This window comes from Flavobacterium sp. FlaQc-28 (assembly GCF_044007415.1).
Taxonomy (GTDB): Bacteria; Bacteroidota; Bacteroidia; order Flavobacteriales; family Flavobacteriaceae; genus Flavobacterium.
This window is the reverse complement of record NZ_JBIPCM010000002.1, coordinates 231,335-250,471: the sequence shown is the minus strand read 5'-3', so window position 1 is coordinate 250,471 and position 19,137 is coordinate 231,335. Positions and strand designations below refer to the sequence as shown.

The 19,137-nt window shown below is 33.2% G+C and carries 12 protein-coding genes; 4 read left to right on the top strand and 8 right to left on the bottom strand.

Going from position 1 to position 19,137, the window contains the following annotated elements; genetic code table 11:
• The first annotated feature begins 138 nt into the window (after positions 1–138).
• The 4 genes from folE to lgt all read left to right on the top strand — a co-directional run bounded on the left by folE (position 139) and on the right by lgt (position 3,729).
• A complete protein-coding gene (gene folE, locus ACHRVL_RS06965) occupies positions 139–810 on the top strand; it encodes a GTP cyclohydrolase I FolE (protein ID WP_129025852.1) in 672 nt (223 codons plus the stop codon).
• Between the two features lie 114 nt (positions 811–924).
• Positions 925–2,403 carry a cysteine--tRNA ligase gene (gene cysS, locus ACHRVL_RS06960; RefSeq protein ID WP_395411420.1) on the top strand — a complete coding sequence of 493 codons (1,479 nt, stop codon included), beginning with the start codon at positions 925–927 and terminating at the stop codon, positions 2,401–2,403.
• A gap of 79 nt (positions 2,404–2,482) precedes the next feature.
• Positions 2,483–2,731, top strand: coding sequence for a membrane protein insertion efficiency factor YidD (yidD, locus tag ACHRVL_RS06955; RefSeq protein WP_395411419.1), 249 nt, complete (start codon positions 2,483–2,485; stop codon positions 2,729–2,731).
• A gap of 65 nt (positions 2,732–2,796) precedes the next feature.
• The gene (gene lgt / locus ACHRVL_RS06950) at positions 2,797–3,729 is read left to right on the top strand and encodes a prolipoprotein diacylglyceryl transferase (RefSeq protein ID WP_395411417.1); all 933 of its coding nucleotides are present in this window, start codon (positions 2,797–2,799) and stop codon (positions 3,727–3,729) included.
• Between the two features lie 476 nt (positions 3,730–4,205).
• On the opposite strand, the gene secDF is transcribed toward lgt, so the two are convergent.
• The 8 genes from secDF to ACHRVL_RS06910 all read right to left on the bottom strand — a co-directional run bounded on the left by secDF (position 4,206) and on the right by ACHRVL_RS06910 (position 18,990).
• Entirely contained in the window at positions 4,206–7,181 is a 2,976-nt protein-coding gene (gene secDF / locus ACHRVL_RS06945; RefSeq protein ID WP_395411415.1) for a protein translocase subunit SecDF, read from the bottom strand.
• 228 nt (positions 7,182–7,409) lie between these two features.
• Positions 7,410–8,345 carry a malate dehydrogenase gene (mdh, locus tag ACHRVL_RS06940; RefSeq protein WP_089055237.1) on the bottom strand — a complete coding sequence of 312 codons (936 nt, stop codon included), beginning with the start codon at positions 8,343–8,345 and terminating at the stop codon, positions 7,410–7,412.
• Positions 8,346–8,454: 109 nt separating this feature from the next.
• A complete protein-coding gene (gyrB, locus tag ACHRVL_RS06935) occupies positions 8,455–10,395 on the bottom strand; it encodes a DNA topoisomerase (ATP-hydrolyzing) subunit B (RefSeq protein ID WP_089055238.1) in 1,941 nt (646 codons plus the stop codon).
• A 339-nt stretch (positions 10,396–10,734) separates the two neighbouring features.
• On the bottom strand, positions 10,735–13,467 hold the full coding sequence (locus ACHRVL_RS06930; protein WP_395411413.1) for a M16 family metallopeptidase: 2,733 nt from the start codon (positions 13,465–13,467) through the stop codon (positions 10,735–10,737).
• A gap of 242 nt (positions 13,468–13,709) precedes the next feature.
• Positions 13,710–15,326: an asparagine synthase B gene (gene asnB / locus ACHRVL_RS06925; RefSeq protein WP_395411411.1), complete on the bottom strand. Its 1,617-nt coding sequence runs from the start codon at positions 15,324–15,326 to the stop codon at positions 13,710–13,712.
• A gap of 313 nt (positions 15,327–15,639) precedes the next feature.
• A complete protein-coding gene (gene asnB, locus ACHRVL_RS06920; RefSeq protein ID WP_395411409.1) occupies positions 15,640–17,316 on the bottom strand; it encodes an asparagine synthase B in 1,677 nt (558 codons plus the stop codon).
• Between the two features lie 629 nt (positions 17,317–17,945).
• Complete coding sequence (locus ACHRVL_RS06915) at positions 17,946–18,395, bottom strand: hypothetical protein (RefSeq protein WP_395411407.1); 450 nt, start codon at positions 18,393–18,395, stop codon at positions 17,946–17,948.
• Between the two features lie 64 nt (positions 18,396–18,459).
• Entirely contained in the window at positions 18,460–18,990 is a 531-nt protein-coding gene (locus tag ACHRVL_RS06910; protein WP_395411404.1) for a GNAT family N-acetyltransferase, read from the bottom strand.
• Between the last annotated feature and the right edge of the window lie 147 nt (positions 18,991–19,137).

Here is a 19,137-nt window from a genome sequence, read left to right as displayed (position 1 = left end):
CACCATACTGATTTAGTCTTTATTTAAACTATATCTTAAAAGGATCGATTAAATAATAAAAACGATAGAAAAGGTTTCCTATTTATTAATTATCTTTACCGCCTTAAAAAGATATACCCATTATAATAGTAGTTTTTAATGATAAACAACGAAGATTTTTTAGACGAAATAGGTGACAGTCATTTCAGCAGTAATGCAAAAAACCCTCTAAGAGAGGATGCTTTCGACTTAAGCGATGACGAAAAAATAGAAAAAATTAAAAAAGATGTTGAAAACATTCTCCAAACTCTTGGAATGGATTTGACAGATGACAGCATAAAAGGCACTCCAAACCGAGTTGCAAAAATGTTTGTAAAAGAAATTTTTGGAGGTCTTAATCCTTCAAAACAGCCAAAAGCTTCAACTTTTGACAATAATTACAAATACGGTGAAATGCTTGTTGAAAAAAACATCACTGTTTATTCTACCTGCGAACACCATTTACTGCCAATTATCGGGCGCGCTCACGTTGCTTATATTTCAAGCGGAAGAGTTATTGGCTTATCAAAAATGAATCGTATTGTTGAATATTATGCCAAAAGACCTCAGGTTCAAGAGCGTTTAACAATGCAGATTGTTCAAGAACTTCAAAAAGCTTTAGGAACAGAAGATGTTGCCTGCGTTATCGATGCTAAACATCTTTGCGTAAACTCAAGAGGAATCAAAGATATCGAAAGCAGCACTGTAACGTCTGAATTTGGTGGGAAATTCAAAGATCCTCAAACAAAAAGAGAATTTCTTGACTACATTAAACTAGAAACTCAGTTTTAAATATTTGTTAAATCGTTTATTTATTAAATCGTTATATCATTTTTTTGAATTTCAGATTTAACAAATAAACGGTGAAACGATTAAACAAATAACAAATAAACAGCAATATCAAATATGCCACTATATAACAGTCAACCCTTAAAAATATACAATTCACTTTCGGGTGAAAAAGAAAATTTCAAACCAATCCATGAAGGAAATGTTGGAATGTATGTTTGCGGACCAACGGTTTATAGTAATGTACATTTAGGAAACGTAAGGACTTTTATGTCTTTTGACGTTATTTTCAGGTATTTTCTACATCTTGATTACAAAGTTCGTTACGTTCGTAATATTACAGATGTTGGTCATATTGTAGATGATGTTGATGAAGGTGAAGATAAAATTGCTAAAAAAGCACGTTTAGAGCAATTAGAACCTATGGAAATTGTACAGCGATATACTGTTGATTTTCATAACATTCTAAAAGCTTTTAACTTTTTACCTCCAAGTATTGAGCCAACTGCAACGGGTCACATAATTGAACAGATTGAAATCATCAAGAAAATTATTGATAAAGGGATTGGATATGAAGCCAATGGATCTGTTTATTTTGATGTTGTTAAATATAACGAAACCAACAATTATGGTATCTTAAGCGGCAGAAATATCGAAGATATGCTTGCTAACACTCGTGATCTTGATGGACAGTCAGATAAGAGAAACCCACAGGATTTTGCTCTTTGGAAAAAAGCAGAACCAGAACATATTATGAGATGGCCTTCGCCTTGGAGCGATGGTTTTCCTGGCTGGCACTTAGAATGTACAGCAATGAGTACCAAATATCTTGGAAATCACTTTGACATTCACGGCGGTGGAATGGATTTAAAATTCCCTCATCACGAATGTGAAATTGCTCAAAATGAAGCCTGCACAGGTCAGTCACCAGTAAATTATTGGATGCACGCTAATATGCTTACCTTAAATGGTAAGAAAATGGCAAAATCTACAGGAAATAATATTTTACCGGGAGAGATCTTAAGCGGAGAAAACAATATTCTAAGCAAACCTTTTTCAGCATCTGTAACACGTTTTTTCATGTTACAAGCACATTACAGAAGTATTCTTGACTTTTCTGATGATGCAATTGTGGCTGCCGAAAAAGGATACAAAAGATTAATGGAAGCTGTTGATTCTTTATCAGAAATCAAAGTCAGCATGACAAGCTCGTTAGATATTGCTTCTTGGAGACAATTGTGCTATGATGCGATGAATGACGATTTTAACACTCCAATTTTAATTGCACAATTATTTGAAGCTGTTCGATATATTAACCTGCTTAAAGAAGGAAAAGAAACGATCTCTGAAGATGATTTAAAAACTTTAACTTCTACCGTTAATGGTTTTGTTTTTGATGTTTTAGGCTTAAGCAGTGAAAAAGGTGCTGACGGCAATAATGACAAATTAGAGGGAACCGTAAATATGCTTATTGGTATGAGAAATCAAGCTCGTGCAGATAAAAACTTTGCTCTTTCTGACCAAATTCGTGATCAATTGATTGCTTTAGGAATTCAATTAAAGGATGGAAAAGAAGGTACTTCTTTTAGTATTTAAAAACGAAGTGTTCAGTAATAAGTTTAAAGTATTCAGATTTAAACTGATTGCTAAATACTGATCACTGATTACTAAAAATATGTTTTCAAAAATTCTAATATATCCGTTTGTATTATTGGTACGCTTTTATCAAACAGCGATATCACCTTTTACACCTGCTGCATGCCGATTTGAACCAACGTGTTCCAGTTACATGATTCAGGCATTACAAACGCACGGACTATTTTATGGCGGATATTTAGGAATGAAACGAATTTTAAGCTGTCATCCGTGGGGAAGATCAGGTTACGACCCAGTTCCTGAGAAAAAATGCTCGCACAAACATTAACTTTAAATAAAGACTTACTCTGTTTTAAATATTTATTTTTACAAAAAAACAAAAACTCTTAACATATGACACATGCCTTAAATATCATTTGGAATCCTTCAGAGGGAATAGATTTAGGATTCTTTATGATTCGTTATTACAGTTTAATGTTTGTAATTGCTTTTGGTTTAGGATGGTTTATCATGAAAAAGATTTTCGAACGCGAAAACGAACCAATTGACAAGCTAGATTCTTTATTTGTTTGGACTGTTTTAGCCACTTTAATTGGAGCACGTTTAGGTCATGTATTATTCTATGATTGGGAATATTTTAGAAATCATTTACTTGAAATCTTTTTACCTGTTAAATTTGAGCCTAAATTTGAGTTTACAGGATTTCAAGGTTTAGCGAGTCATGGCGCTGCAATTTCGATTATCATTGCCATGTACTATTACAGCAAAATGATCCTAAAACGTCCATTATTATGGATTTTAGACCGTGTTGTTATTCCAGTTGCGAGCGGCGCTATTTTTGTTCGTTTAGGAAACTTCATGAATTCTGAAATCATCGGTCACGAAACCACGTCTCCTTTTGGAATTCGTTTTTTACATGATCAATTTAGTAAAGGTGAAGCTGTAAACGCTACACAAATCGCAAATCCAAAAGACGCTTACACTGCAATTGCAACAGATCCAAAATTTGCTAATTTATTAGCACAAGTGCCTGCAAAACACCCAACACAATTGTACGAAGCATTTTGTTATGTATTTGTATTTGCAATCTTATTTTTCTTGTACTGGAAAACTAATGCAAGACTTAAATCAGGATATTTATTCGGATTGTTTTTAGTGCTTTTATTCGTTGTACGTTTTATAGTTGAGTTTGTAAAAGAAAGCCAAGGCGGTTTTGAGAACGAATTAGGCCTTTTCTCAACAGGACAATGGTTGAGTATTCCTTTTATCATAATTGGTCTATTCTTCATTATTAGAGCACAAAGAAATCCTTTAGCAGCTTCATAATTAAACATAAAATATTTTATAGTAAAAAGTCCAGTATCTAATAAATACTGGACTTTTTATTTATAACAGCTACAAAAAATCAATCTCGAAATTTCTTTATTGCAACTCACTTTGTTTCTGCTCAGCCTCGCATTCAAAATACATTTAACCTCCTGTTTATACTCTAATTATTATTTTCGTTCTTTTCTAAGGAAAAGAAAGCAGAGAAACAATAAGAAAAGCAAACCTTATGTTTTTACATCCTAGACGCATAGTACTTTATTTTACTAAAACACATTCATAAAGCCTATTCTCTACTTCCCAACTTATATCGTAATCCACAATTAAGAACACGAAAAAGTCGAGATCAATCCTTTAGCTTTTAAGCACTGTAAATATCAAAAAATAATTTTCTAAACCTAAAACTATATCTAGAGCAGCAAAAAAAAAAGATCCAGCTTTCACTGGATCTTTTTTAATATAATTTAAGCGATTAATTATGCTTTATTATGCTTGTCTTCGATTGTATGTTTTTCATCATTTGAAATCGTATCTACCAATACTGGTGTTGCGATAAATAATGAAGAATATGTTCCTACAATAATACCAATTAACATTGCAAAGATAAATCCTCTGATAGACTCTCCACCAAAGATAAACATCGTTAATAATACAATAATCATCATTAATGACGTATTCAATGTTCTTGATAATGTAGTATTAATAGAAGCGTTTACAATATCTTCGAAACTACCTTTACGGTTTCCAATGATAAACTCTCTAACCCTGTCAAATACAATTACTGTATCATTCATTGAGTAACCAATTACAGTAAGAATCGCTGCAATAAAGTGCTGATCCATTTCCATGTGGAAAGGCATGAATTTGTAGCATAAAGAGTAAACTCCTAATACAAAGATAACGTCATGCGCTACAGCTGCAATCGCACCTAATGAATACTGCCATTTACGGAAAGAAACCATTAAGTATAAGAAGATAACTGCCATCGCACCAAGAACTGCCCAGTATGAGTTAGTTTTAATATCTTCAGAGATAGAAGCCCCAACTTTAGAAGCTTGTAAAACTCCAATTTTCTTACCATCAAAAGAGTTGATGAATTTATCGTAAGAAGTGTTTGGGTAATACTTTTGTAATGCAGCATATAATTTTTGATTTACTTCTTCATCAATAGCTACACCATCTTCTTTAATTTTATATTTAGTAGTGATTTTCAATTGATCATCATCTCCTAAAATTTTAGCTTCAACCGGAGTTCCAAAAGCTGCAGATAACTCATCTGAAACTACTGTTGCATCGATTGGTTTTTCAAATTTAACTTGGAATGTTCTTCCTCCAACAAAATCAACACCTTCATCTAATCCGTTAACGAAGAAGATAGAAGTTAAACTTACAATTACAACAATTGAAGAGAAGATGTAAGTGAATTTTTTAACCTTAATAAAGTCAAAGTGGAAATTAGTAAACCAGTTTTTAGTAATATTTGTACAGAAAGTTAAATCAGCTTTTTCTGCAATATTTTTGTCAATAAAAATTCTTGCAATAAAGATTGATGTAAACAATGATGTTACGATACCAATAAGTAATGTTAAAGCGAAACCTTTAATTGGTCCTGTACCAAAGATAAACAAGATTGCTCCAGTTAAAACGTGTGTAACGTTAGCATCGATAATAGAACGCATTGCACCGTGCCATCCGTAAGAAGCAAGTACAGCTTCAGACAATGATTTTCCATCACGCAATTCTTCTTTTGCTCTTTCGTATATAATAATGTTAGCATCTACTGCAGTACCTAATGTTAATACGATACCTGCAATACCTGGTAATGTAAGTACAAAACCAAAACTTGCCATAATTCCGAATAAGAATAATAAGTTTAATAATAAAGCTAAGTTAGCATACCAGCCTGCTTTACCATAATAGAATACCATCCAAACACAAACTAATAAAAATCCTAATACAGCTGAAATTGTTCCAGCATCAATTGCTGCTTGACCTAAAGATGGTCCAACTACAGTAGATTGTACAATATCTGCAGACGCAGGTAATTTACCAGCATTTAATACGTTTGCTAAATCTTTAGTTTCAGCAACATCAAAAGAACCTGTAATTTCAGATCTTCCACCAGCAATTGGTCCACTTGTAACACCAGGCGCAGAATAAACGATGTTATCTAAAACAATAGCAATATAACCTTTTTGAGAAAAAGCTCTTCCTGTTAGTTCTTCCCAAACTTTAGCCCCTTGACTGTTCATTTGCATAGAAACAGCTGGTTTACCCATTTGGTCAAAAGTATCTTTTGCATCAGTTACAACTCCACCGCTCATTGCAGGAACGTTATCTCTGTTTCCTTTTAAAGCGTATAATTCTACCGCTTCAACATCTTTTGCTTTTGCATCTTTTATAGTAGTTGGTTTGCTCCAAACAAATTTTGCATTGTGTTGGTCAGCAGCCAATAAAATTCTAATTTCTGGTCTTTTAAAATAACCGTTGATAGCAGAAGTATCTTTAGTAGCAAAATATCCTAAAACTGGACCACCACCTTGAACAATCATTTTATCAAATAAAGGATTGTTTCCTTTTTTAGTATCAAGTGAATCTTTAGAATTATCTGTTAATAAAGCATTCAATGAATCTTTAGCTACAGCTTTAGTTTCTACCTTCTTAACTTCAGTCTTTTTTAAAGCTTCGTTTGCAGCAACTAAGAAGTTACCAACTTCTTCGATTTTGTAAGTTTCCCAAAACTCTAATTGAGCTTTTCCACCTAATAATTTTTTAATTCTATCAACGTCTTTAGCACCTGGAAGCTCTACTAAGATTCTTCCTGTTTCTCCTAATTTTTGGATATTTGGTTGTGTTACACCAAATTTGTCAATACGCTCTCTTAATACTTTATAAGCACTTTCAACAGACTCATCAACTTTTCTTTTGATTACTTTTTGAACTTGTGCATCTGTCATTTGAAAATCAACACCACCATCACCTTGCAAGCTTCTGTTTGCAAAAATATCAGGTGAAGCTAACTTTACAGTTCCCTTTGAATTTGCTTCAAAAGCTTCAAAAAATTTATTTAAATAGGTCTTATTTCCTTCTACATTTGCACTTGCATCTGCTAAAGATTTATTAAATACTGGATTTTTAGAGTTGTTTGCTAATCCTTTTAAAACATCTTTAATAGAAATTTGAAGAATTACGTTGATTCCTCCTTCTAAGTCAAGACCTTTGTTAAGTTGCTTGTTTTTTACTTCGTTATAAGTAAAATCCGTAAACCCAAGATTGAAAACTTTTTCTTTACCAATAGAATCTAAATATTTTAGCTCTTTATCAGGATTATCTCCTGCAAAAGCTTTAGCTTCACTTTTGACATTATTTGCCACAAAAGTGAATGATAGTTGGTAAATACTTACCAATGCAAATAGAATTGCGAAAAATTTAATAAGTCCTTTATTCTGCATTATTACTAAAAATTAATTATGTTTTATTGTTTGTTTTTGGTTCTAAATTCCCTAAAAATAAGCCCTGACATGAGATTTTAAAACTAAAAAATCGAGATCACGAATTACAACATTTTTTTTAAACCGAGCAAATATATAATTCTCGAAATGATTAAGCAATTTATTTATTAATTAATCTCAAAAAAAAGACTGCAAAAGTGCAGCCTTTTCCTTTTTTTATCAAATTCTTTATACTAAAATCGACTTTAAAGCGTCATTCATGCTGCGAACCGCATCTGCACTTTTAGCAAATAAAGCTTTCTCTTGATCATTTAATTTAATATCAACAATCTCTTCAACTCCATTTTTACCAATTATACACGGAACTCCTATACAAATGTCGTTTTGCCCATACTCACCTTCTACAAAGACAGAACAAGCAATCATTTTTTTCTGGTCGTTTAAAATACTATCTACTAAGTACGCTACAGAAGCTCCTGGCGCATACCAAGCTGATGTTCCTAAAAGTCCTGTAAGAGTTGCTCCTCCAACCATTGTATCGGCAGCAACTTTTTGCAATACTTCTTCTGAAAGAAATTGCGAAACTGGAATTCCGTTATAAGACGCTAAACGCGTTAATGGAATCATAGTAGTATCACCGTGTCCGCCAATTACCATAGCAGAAACATCATTTGCAGGTTTATCTAATGCAAGAGAAAGGTAAGTTCTAAAACGAGAGCTGTCTAACGCACCTCCCATACCTATAATTCTATTTTTTGGTAAACCTGTTGCTTTTAAAGCTAAATAAGTCATAGTATCCATAGGATTTGAAACTACAACTATTATGGTATTTGGAGAATGTTTTAATACATTTTCTGCAACTGTTTTTACAATTCCGGCATTTATACCTATTAATTCTTCTCTGGTCATTCCTGGTTTTCTTGGAATTCCTGACGTAATTACAACTACATCACTTCCTGCAGTTTTAGAATAGTCGTTGGTTACACCAGATACTTTGGTATTAAAACCAGTATTAGTGGCGCATTGCATAATATCCAAAGCTTTACCCTCAGCAAAACCTTCTTTAATATCCAACAATACAACTTCACTTGCAATTCCTCTATACGAGATAACATCTGCACATGTAGCTCCAACATTTCCTGCTCCTACAATAGTAACTTTCATATTTTTTACTTTATCGGTTATTAATCTGTTTATTTATAAATCAACAATTCGTTTAATCGTTTAAGTAAATTTAAACAATTAAACGAATTGAAGGTTCTATTCTGTTTTATTATGCATCAATATTTGCGTAAACTGCATTTTTCTCGATAAATTCTCTACGCGGCGGTACTTCATCTCCCATTAACATTGAAAAAACTCGATCAGCCTCAGCTAAACTATCGATAGTTACTTGACGTAAAGTTCTAAAGTTTGGATCCATAGTTGTTTCCCATAACTGCTCTGCGTTCATCTCTCCAAGACCTTTATAACGTTGAATAGCTGCACTTCCTCCCATTCTTTCATTCGCCTGATCACGTTGAACATCGTTCCAAGCATATTCTTTCTTTTGTCCTTTTTTAACTAAGTACAAAGGTGGTGCCGCAATATATACGTGTCCTTCTTCAATAAGCTCTTTCATGAAACGGAAGAAGAATGTTAATATTAAGGTAGAAATGTGACTACCATCGACATCGGCATCACACATGATGATTACTTTGTGGTATCTTAGTTTTTCAAGATTTAATGCTTTACTGTCTTCTGCAGTTCCAACTGTAACTCCTAAAGCTGTAAAGATATTACGAATCTCTTCGTTTTCAAATACCTTATGATGCATCGCTTTCTCCACATTCAAGATTTTACCACGTAATGGTAAAATCGCCTGAAAGTTACGATCACGTCCTTGTTTTGCTGTTCCACCAGCCGAATCTCCCTCGACTAGATAAACCTCACATCTTGCAGGATCTTGTTCTGAACAATCAGATAATTTCCCTGGCAATCCACCGCCGCCCATTACAGTTTTACGCTGTACCATTTCACGCGCTTTTTTCGCTGCGTGACGTGCCTGAGCTGCTAAAATTACTTTTTGGATAATTACTTTTGCATCATTTGGATTTTCTTCCAAATAATTTTCTAACATTTCTCCAACAGCTTGAGAAACTGGAGAAACTACCTCTCTGTTTCCAAGTTTTGTTTTAGTTTGCCCTTCGAATTGAGGCTCAGCAACTTTTACCGAAATAATAGCTGTTAATCCTTCACGGAAGTCATCTCCTGCAATTTCGAATTTCAATTTATCTAACATTCCAGAAGCATCTGCATATTTTTTAAGGGTTCTTGTTAAACCACTTCTAAAACCTTGCAGGTGAGTCCCTCCTTCGTGTGTATTGATATTATTTACGTAAGAAAAAATATTCTCTGTATAACTTGTATTATAAATCAAGGCAACCTCAACAGGGATTTCACCCTTATCGTGATCCATACTGATTACGTGAGAAATAATTGGCTCACGGTTACCATCTAAATAACGAATGTATTCTTTAAGACCTTCTGTTGAATGAAATACTTCGCTTTTAAATTCACCTTTATCATCTACTTCTCTTTTGTCTGTAAACGTAATTGTAATTCCTTTATTCAAGAAAGAAAGCTCACGCATACGGGCTGACAAAGTATCATACGAGAACTCTGTAGTTTGTGTAAAAATGGTATTATCAGGGTAAAAAGTCTGACGTGTACCTCTTTTTTCAGTTTCTCCTATTTGTTTAACTGGATATAAAGATTTTCCTCTTTCGTATTCCTGCTCGTAAATTTTACCTTCTCTAAAAACTGTCGATTTCATATGAACCGAAAGTGCGTTTACTACAGAAACCCCAACACCGTGAAGACCTCCAGAAACCTTATAAGAATCTTTATCAAATTTACCTCCGGCACCAATTTTAGTCATTACAACCTCTAGTGCAGAAACTCCTTCTTTTTTATGCAAATCAACAGGAATACCACGTCCGTTATCCTCAACTGTTACAGAGCCGTCTTCGTTTATTGCAACACTAATCGCATCACAATGTCCTCCCATCGCCTCATCAATTGAGTTATCGACAACTTCATAAACCAAATGGTGCAGCCCTCGAACCCCTACATCTCCAATATACATCGATGGACGCATTCTTACGTGCTCCATTCCTTCTAATGCCTGAATACTATCTGCTGAATAATTGTTCTTCTTGATTTCTTCGCTCATATAATTTATTCTAAAAAATGTATTTATTGTCTAACACGCAAATATATAAAAACGCGGACTATATACCCATAAAATTCCGACTTAAAGCACTTAAGTTATCAACACAATTGTTTAAAAAATCAAAAAATAACTTCTAAATTCCAAAATTTAGCCGCTCAAAAAAATAAAACGAAAAAAAATCTTCATTTTTTTCAAATTCCAATATTTTAAATTCCAAACCCAAAAACTAAAAACAACATAAAAGCAAAATCCGAAATAACAATTTAATGTTATTTCGGATTCTTTAATTCATCCCAGATTGGAATTTGAATTTTATAAAATTGAGGATTTTATCCTTTATTATTTCTTGTTAAAGTCTCCCGCATAAATTGAGGTCATTTTATCCAAGCTTATATATTTTTTCAAAACCGCATTAATTTCTTCCACTTTTAAAGCTTTTACTTTACTTTCAAGCGTATCATAATCATCAAGCGGTGTTCCGTATTGAAGATAAGCATTTGTTAACGCCATTAAAGTCACATCATTTCCTAATCTGGTTTTTCTTTCGTTAAGCCAGCTTGTTAAAATTGACTTTAATTCCTCGGCACTAAAACCATCTTTTAATGCTTTTGAAATTTCTTCTTTAGCTGCAGTTTCAACTGCATTTTTTTTCGTTGGATTTAAAAAAGCATAATACAGCCAATATGCAGCGTCATTTGTAGTTGGAATATTTATAAATGATCCTGCTCCATAACTAATTCCTTCTTTTTCTCTCAATCGCATTGGAATTCTGGCTGTTAAAAAACCGCCGCTTCCTAACATTTCATTTGCCATAACAAATGCCGGATAATCAGGACTTTTTAAGTTCATTTTAAAACTTATTTTTCCTATTGCAACAGCATTTTCTTTATCAGGTGTGATAAATTCTTTGTCTAATTTTTTCGTTTCAAAAAAAGTAGGCTGTGCCATCACATATTTTGATTTAGAATTCCATTTTCCAAACGTATTCTCTAAAATTTCCGCTGTAGTTTTTGCATCCAAATCTCCAACAACACTTCCAATCCCGTTGTTTCCTCCTAAGATATTATTATAAAAATCAACAATTTCTGATTGTTTTATCTTTTTATAAGCATCAATTTGCTCTTGAACTGTTGATGTATAAAAAATACTTTCTTTGGAATATTCTTCAGTTTGTTTTGAAACTTGTACAAACGCGACAGCCTGAGGATCATTTAAACTAGATTCTAGATAAGTATTATATTCATTTATTGTTTTTGTTAACTCATTTTGAGGAAAAGTTGAATTCACCAGCAAATCACCCAAAATTTCCATAACTTCTTTGAAGCTTTCTTTGTACGTATTAATGTTTACTGTCAAATTTTGCCCCGAATAATTAAAATTCAAACTAGATTTTAACTGATCTAATCGATCACTTATTTGTTCTTTTGTTTTGGTTTTAGTTCCTGTTTTTAGCAATTGAGCAAGGATTGCTCCAGTATCTGTTTTTCCTGCCAAGTCTTTTTCATTACTTACAGGAAATTTAAAACTAGCTTGGACTTTTCCACCTTTTATTTCTTTTTTAATAAGACCATATTTTGCTCCATTGCTTAATTTTCCTTCAACAAAATTTTGTTTTAAGTTTTTTATAGAAGCTTCAAAAGCTGCTGTTTCTTTCTCTAAAGCTTTTCCTTTGTAGTCTTTTGTAAAAGCAGCTAACTGCTCATCTGTATACTCTGAAGGCTTAACTCTTTGCTCGTCTTTTGACGGAATAAATATCCCGATTGTTCTATTATTACTTCTAAAATATCTTTCTGCAACTCTTTGAATATCTTCTTTTGTAAGGTTTTCGATTGCATCTCTGTACAAAAAGCCCAATCTATAATCGCCGGCACCAATAATTTCAGTAAGATTTATAGCAAATGAAATTGTGTTATTTTTTACACCTTCAATTTGCTTAATAAGCTTTGCTTTAGCTCTGCTCACATCTTCGTCTGTATATTTCGTAGAAGCTATTTTATCCAACTCTGCTCTTACCAGATCTCTTGTTGCTACTACATCTTTATCATTAGGAACTGCAACTCCAAAATACATAAAACTAGCGTCTCTAGTTGTTGGCTGCCAGAAATATATACTAGAGACTTTTTGAGTTTCTACCAGTGTTTTATACAAATACCCTGAAGGATCTGAAGTTAAAATTTCACCTAAAGCATCAATCGCTGCATAATCTTTATCAACATAAGCTGCTGTATGATACAAGGCACCAACATTTTTACTATCACCGGCTCTTTTAAGTTCTACATATTTTTCACCATCTTGCGCTGGTTCAATCGTATATGTTTTATTTAGGACTCTTTTAGGTTTCGCAATTGCTCCAAAATACTGTCCAATATATTGCAGTGCTTTTTTCTCGTCAAATTTACCCGCTATAATCAGAGTCGCATTATCCGGCTGATAATATTTCTCATAAAAAACTCTAAGTGTATTGGCTTTTACTCTTTCTATATCTTCTTTACTTCCAATAGTGCTATTTCCGTAATTATGCCAAAGGTAGGCTGTCGACAAAATTCTTTCCTGCAAAACACCATCTGGATTATTCTCTCCTATCTCAAATTCGTTTCTAACTACTGAAAACTCCTTATCTAAATCAGTTTGCAAAATAGTAGCATTTATCATCCTGTCCGCCTCCATTTCAACACTCCATTTTAAGTTTTCATCAGTTGATGGAAAAACTTCATAATAATTAGTACGATCGAACCAAGTAGTTCCGTTTGCACTTCCCCCTTTATCAGAAAGCATTTTCTTAATATCACCAAGATTTTTGGTACTCTTAAAAAGCATATGTTCTAATAAATGCGCCATTCCTTTTTCACCGTAACCTTCGTGTCTCGATCCTACATTATAAACAATATTTACAACCATATTGCTTTGTGAAGCATCAGGAATCAGCAGCACTTTTAATCCATTATTCAAAGAATATTCTTTTACACCTTCAACGTTTTTAATGTATTTTGGCGTTTCAAGCTTTTGTGCATTAACAGGACTCATGGAGGCAAATGCACAATACAATGCTCCACTTAGTAATAGTTTTCTCATAGGTAATAGTTAGTGATTAAAAAAAGCAGTAATTTTTTTGGTAATCAAATATAGTATTTTTCCTAACTAAGACAAATTGAAATTAACTTAGTTTTAGCATTTTATCTTTGAGCTAAACTTCTAACTGACTGCGCAGTATAACTTCTCAATTCTAAACAAAAAAAATCCGAAACTCACCTTTAAAATGTCGTTTCGGATCTTGTACTTTATATTTTTAATCAACTTAAAACGGATTTGCAACTTTAGATTGCTAATCCTGATTTTACAGTTTCAACATCATCAGAAATGTGCGCTGCATTTGCTCTTCCGCTTGGATCAAGATTGTCCTGCCATTTTGGAATCCATTTTCTAACAGTTTGTCCTGCACTAACCTGCGGATAGTATTTATGGAATATTGATCTGTAATAATAAGCTTCTTTTGTTGTTGGTGTATTGTATGGAAATTCTGCAGCTGCACCAGCTAACTGTTCATCTGTAACTTGAGACGAACAATATTCTATAAGTTCATCAACCCAGCGATACCCAACTCCATCAGAAAATTGTTCTTTCTGTCTCCATAAAACACTCTCTGGCAAATAAGGATCTTCTGGCGTATCAAAAGCTTTACGTAAAATGTATTTTTCAACTCCATCGTACATTTTAGGCTGTTTCTCTTCTGTTTTAATTCGAATTGCAGCATCTAAAAAATGAGAATCCAGAAACGGAATTCTTGCTTCTATTCCGTTTGCCATTGTTGTTTTATCTGCACGAAGTAAATCAGCCGTAAATAACTTTTGAACTCTTTCGATTGTTTCATCTTGGAATTCATCTGCCGAAGGCGCATTTCTAAAATACAAATGACCTCCAAAAATTTCATCTGCACCCTCTCCTGAAAATACTATTTTTATTCCTTTCTCGTTGATAACTTTCGACAATAGGTACATTGGAACTCCTGAACGTACTGAGATAATATCATATGTTTCAATGTGATATATTACTTTTTCTAATGCCTCTACTCCTTCTGCAACAGTAAAATGAACTTCGTGATGATCTGTTCCTAGAAATTCAGCGGCTTTTCGAGCCTTTTTATTATCTGGTGAATCAGCGTCTAAACCAATAGAAAATGTTGGCAGTTTTTTACCTTCTTCTTTAAAGAAACGTGAAGCAATAGATGAAATTAAAGAAGAATCTAAACCTCCTGATAATATAGCACCAACCTTCACATTACCCATCAAACGTTTACGAACGGATTCTACTAATGTATTACGAATCAAATCTAAATCAAGAGACTTATTAGCCTTTGCTCGATCTTCATATTCTGGATTATAATATTTTACAAAACCCTTCTTTGCTGTATAATAGTGTCCCGGAGGGAATGTTGAAAATGATTTACATTGGTCTGCGATCGATTTCATTTCTGACGCGAAATAAATTCTTCCTCTTTCATCTAAACCATAATACAAAGGTTTAACACCAATTGGATCACGACCAGCGATATAATTATCACCGTCGATAATCACAAAAGCAAAATCACCGTCTAACTTATTACAAAAATCATATCCAAATTCTTCGTACAAATGCACAATAACTTCAGAGTCTGAATTTGTTCTGAATGTATGCTCTTTTAAAACTGTATTTTTTAATTCTTGATAATTATAAATTTCACCATCATGAACCATCCAGGCTTTTTTAGTTCCCTGAATAGGCTGTTTCCCTGACTGCAAATCTATAATGGATAAACTTTCATGACAAAGTATACTGCCATTTTCCATAATCTGTAAATCACTCTCATCGGGACCACGATATGACATTCTTTTAGAAAGCTCTTTTACAAGCTGCGGGTCTTTTCCTTTGCCTATAACGGCTAATAATCCAGACATACTACTCTATTTTTTTATTACATTCCCTTCAATGAAAATTCAAATTGAATCCAACATTAAAAAATCATTAAAATTTCTATTAAAAGCAAAGCTAAATATTAATTCTTTCTTTTCTAATTTTTTAGTCTTAAAAAATCTGCCAATTTCATTTTATTTTGACAAATGTCAAATATAAAACGAAAGCTAAATCAATTTCCCATTTTTCACTCCTAAAAAACTAAAAATCAAACAATTTAACATTCTTAGACAAGAAAAACGTCCTCGGCTAGAGAACGTCTTTCATCAAAATATACTAATTCTAAAATAAACTTTTTTATGCTTTAGTATAAGCATCATCATGAACGCTTGCAACTGCTCTTCCAGAAGGATCGTTCATGTTTTTAAATGCTTCATCCCATTCTAAAGCGATTTTTGTACTACAAGCTACACTTGCTTCCTGAGGCACACATAATGCTGCTGCATCACTTGGAAAGTGTTCTGCAAAAATAGAACGATAGTAGTACTCTTCTTTTGAAGTTGGCGTTTGCAATGGGAATTTGTATTTTGCATTTGCCAATTGCTCATCCGAAACTTCTCTGCCTACCACTTCTTTCAAAGTGTCAATCCAACTGTATCCTACTCCATCAGAAAACTGCTCTTTTTGTCTCCATGCAACACTTTCTGGAAGCATATCTTCAAAAGCTTTACGAACAACCCATTTTTCCATCGGATGTTCTTTGTTTATCATTTTATCTTGCGGGTTGATGCGCATTGCAACATCCATAAACTCTTTATCTAAGAAAGGCACACGACCTTCAATTCCCCACGCAGCTAAACTTTTGTTAGCACGCAGACAATCATACATATGAAGTTTTCCTAATTTACGAACGTTTTCTTCGTGAAATTCTCTTGCATTTGGTGCTTTGTGGAAGTATAAATATCCTCCAAATAACTCATCCGCACCTTCACCAGACAGTACCATTTTAATTCCCATTGATTTGATCACTCTCGCCATTAACCACATCGGAGTTGAAGCTCTTACTGTAGTAACATCATAAGTTTCTAGGTTGTAAATTACATCACGTACTGCATCTAAACCTTCTTGGATAGTGAATTTAATCTCGTGGTGAATGGTTCCAATATGATCTGCTACTTTTCTTGCAGCTGCTAAATCTGGAGAACCTTCTAAACCAACTGAGAAAGAGTGCAATTGCGGATACCAAGCATCTGTAGTATCATCAGACTCAATTCTTTTTTGTGCAAATTTTTTGGCTACAGCCGAAGTAATAGACGAATCTAAACCTCCTGAAAGTAAAACACCGTAAGGAACATCACTCATTAATTGTCTGTGAACCGCAGCTTCTAATGCTTTTTTGATTTCTGGAATACTCGTTTCGTTATCTTTTACTGCATCATATTCTGTCCAGTCTCTTTTGTACCATTGTACAAATTCACCGTCTTTACTAGTCATATAATGTCCTGGAGGAAATAACTCAATTTTTGTACAATATCCTTCTAAAGCTTTTAATTCAGAAGCTACATAAAAAGTTCCGTGCTGATCCCAACCGATATACAAAGGAATAATTCCCATATGATCACGAGCAATAAAATACTCGTCTTTATCAACATCATAAATAGCAAATCCAAAGATTCCGTTCATTTCGTCAACAAAATGAGGGCCTTTTTCTTTGTAAAGAGCCAAGATCACTTCACAGTCACTTTCAGTTTGAAAGTTGTATCTTCCTTCAAATTGTTTACGCAAATCTCTGTGGTTGTAAATTTCACCATTTGCAGCCAAAACCAATTTTTTATCTTCTGTAAATAAAGGTTGTTTTCCTGAAGCTGGATCTACAATAGCCAAACGCTCATGAGAAAGAATTGCTTTATCATTGCTGTAAATTCCGCTCCAGTCTGGTCCGCGGTGACGAATGATTTTAGACATTTCTAATACTTGAGGTCTTAAAGTCTCGGCTTTTTGTTTTAGATCAAAGGCACATACAATTCCACACATAATCTTATATTTTTATTTTTAAATTTTAATTTGACAAGGCAAAGATGCAATATCAGTTACAATTGAAAAACACAAATACCTAATTCAGTTACAATTTAAAACCACAAAACAAATTTTACATATAAAATGTAAAATTTTAACACCAAAAAAAGGGCTAAACTTATAATTTTTAATTTCAAGCCTAATTAAAGCACAAAACACAAGGTTTTAAAGCAATATTTGAATTAAACTCCGAGATATTCAAATATTAATAAAAAATTCTCAGGAAGATTAGAAAAAGCTATTCGCAAATTATTCTATAGTTAGTATTGTCATTTCGACTGAAAGGAGAAATCGCACTAGAAACTCCGCAAAGAAAAGCACCAATCTTTGTTGATCTGCATGTGCGATTTCTCCTTTCAGTCGAAATGACATACTTTGTGGTTAAGGCATCGCTTTAAAAAAATAAACTACACCTGCTATAATCAGCATAACAATTCCCATCCAATCCCTAAATGACTGAAATTTAATCTGAAATTTATACAGTTTATTATTTTCTGTAACATCTTTTTTCCACAGTTTATGAAGTTTATAAAAAGCAAAAGATGCTCCAAATAAAGAAAAACTGCATATTAAATAAGGATAATCCATTAGCTAATTTCTTGAATGAGATACTTTGTACCGTTTATCTCAAACTCAAAACCTACTTTATTCCCCATCAAATGATTTCCCAACGGAGATTGTGGAGAAAGTGCAATAACATTAATACCGTCGATTGTAATTTTAGGAAGCGCAACACTCAAATACAAATAGATTCCATTTGCTTTTACCAGACTTCCTAAAATAATATTCTCGGTAGTTTTTAAAGGATCAATTTTATCTAAAATTGCTTTCTGCGCAATCGCTTCTTTCAATTTATTGGTCAACTTTTCCTGTTCAATATGCATCATCGACAAAGCCGTTTCATGCTTATCACCGGCAGATCCTTTTGCATCGTTTTTAGAATCTTCTGTCAATCCCGAAATCATGTCTTTAAAAACATCTATTCGATCCTGAACCATTTGTAGATAATGAGTATGTATTTTTTGTTTGAATTCCATTCTTTAAAGGTACTGAGGTTCTGAGATACAAAGGTGCAAAGGTTTTTTTTCTTTGTCTATTTTTTTATTCAAAAAAAGTACTTGGATAAACCACGTTTCCGTTAATCCCAGATAATCCATTTTCAGTCAAAGAGATTACCATACAGTTTTCTGCAGGAACATCAAAAGGCATTTTAATATTGTACTTTTCGCAAAGCTCATATCCAAATCTCGGGTAATAATCTTGATGTCCTAATAAAATCACCGATTTATATCCTAATTTTTTTGCCGCTTCATGACCGTATAAAATAAGTTTTGAGCCAATTCCTTTTCCTTGAAATTCTGGTAAAACCGAAACTGGAGCCAGCGCTAAAGACTGAAATGATTGAGATTCATTTTTAATCTCCAATTTTGTAAATAAAATATGTCCGACGATTTTGTTCTCAACTTCAGCAACAATCGATAACTCTGGAATAAAAGCATCTGATTTTCGCAGTCTTTCAACTAGAAATTGTTCTTTATGATCGCTGTATTCTTCCTTTTCAAAAGCCTTTTCAATGAGCTGAAATACACTTTTATAATCGTTTTCATTTTCTTGTCTCAGTTTGATTTCCATCTTTTCTAAAAGTTACAAAGGTTCTAAGTTACAAAGATGCAAAGGTTTTGTACAGTCACAAAAAAAGTTAGTCGCGAATTCACGAATTTTTTAATTAATTCGTGAATTCGCGACTAAAAATTTATGCTAAAAACTTCGTGTCTTTGT

Excerpts from the sequence above, each read along its gene's own strand:
- gyrB (WP_089055238.1), bottom strand. The coding sequence starts at position 10,395 with ATGAGCGAAGAAATCAAGAAGAACAATTATTCAGCAGATAGTATTCAG.
- lgt (WP_395411417.1), top strand. The coding sequence starts at position 2,797 with ATGACACATGCCTTAAATATCATTTGGAATCCTTCAGAGGGAATAGAT.
- secDF (WP_395411415.1), bottom strand. The coding sequence starts at position 7,181 with ATGCAGAATAAAGGACTTATTAAATTTTTCGCAATTCTATTTGCATTG.
- ACHRVL_RS06915 (WP_395411407.1), bottom strand. The coding sequence starts at position 18,395 with ATGGAATTCAAACAAAAAATACATACTCATTATCTACAAATGGTTCAG.
- folE (WP_129025852.1), top strand. The coding sequence starts at position 139 with ATGATAAACAACGAAGATTTTTTAGACGAAATAGGTGACAGTCATTTC.
- yidD (WP_395411419.1), top strand. The coding sequence starts at position 2,483 with ATGTTTTCAAAAATTCTAATATATCCGTTTGTATTATTGGTACGCTTT.
- asnB (WP_395411411.1), bottom strand. The coding sequence starts at position 15,326 with ATGTCTGGATTATTAGCCGTTATAGGCAAAGGAAAAGACCCGCAGCTT.
- cysS (WP_395411420.1), top strand. The coding sequence starts at position 925 with ATGCCACTATATAACAGTCAACCCTTAAAAATATACAATTCACTTTCG.
- ACHRVL_RS06930 (WP_395411413.1), bottom strand. The coding sequence starts at position 13,467 with ATGAGAAAACTATTACTAAGTGGAGCATTGTATTGTGCATTTGCCTCC.
- mdh (WP_089055237.1), bottom strand. The coding sequence starts at position 8,345 with ATGAAAGTTACTATTGTAGGAGCAGGAAATGTTGGAGCTACATGTGCA.
- ACHRVL_RS06910 (WP_395411404.1), bottom strand. The coding sequence starts at position 18,990 with ATGGAAATCAAACTGAGACAAGAAAATGAAAACGATTATAAAAGTGTA.
- asnB (WP_395411409.1), bottom strand. The coding sequence starts at position 17,316 with ATGTGTGGAATTGTATGTGCCTTTGATCTAAAACAAAAAGCCGAGACT.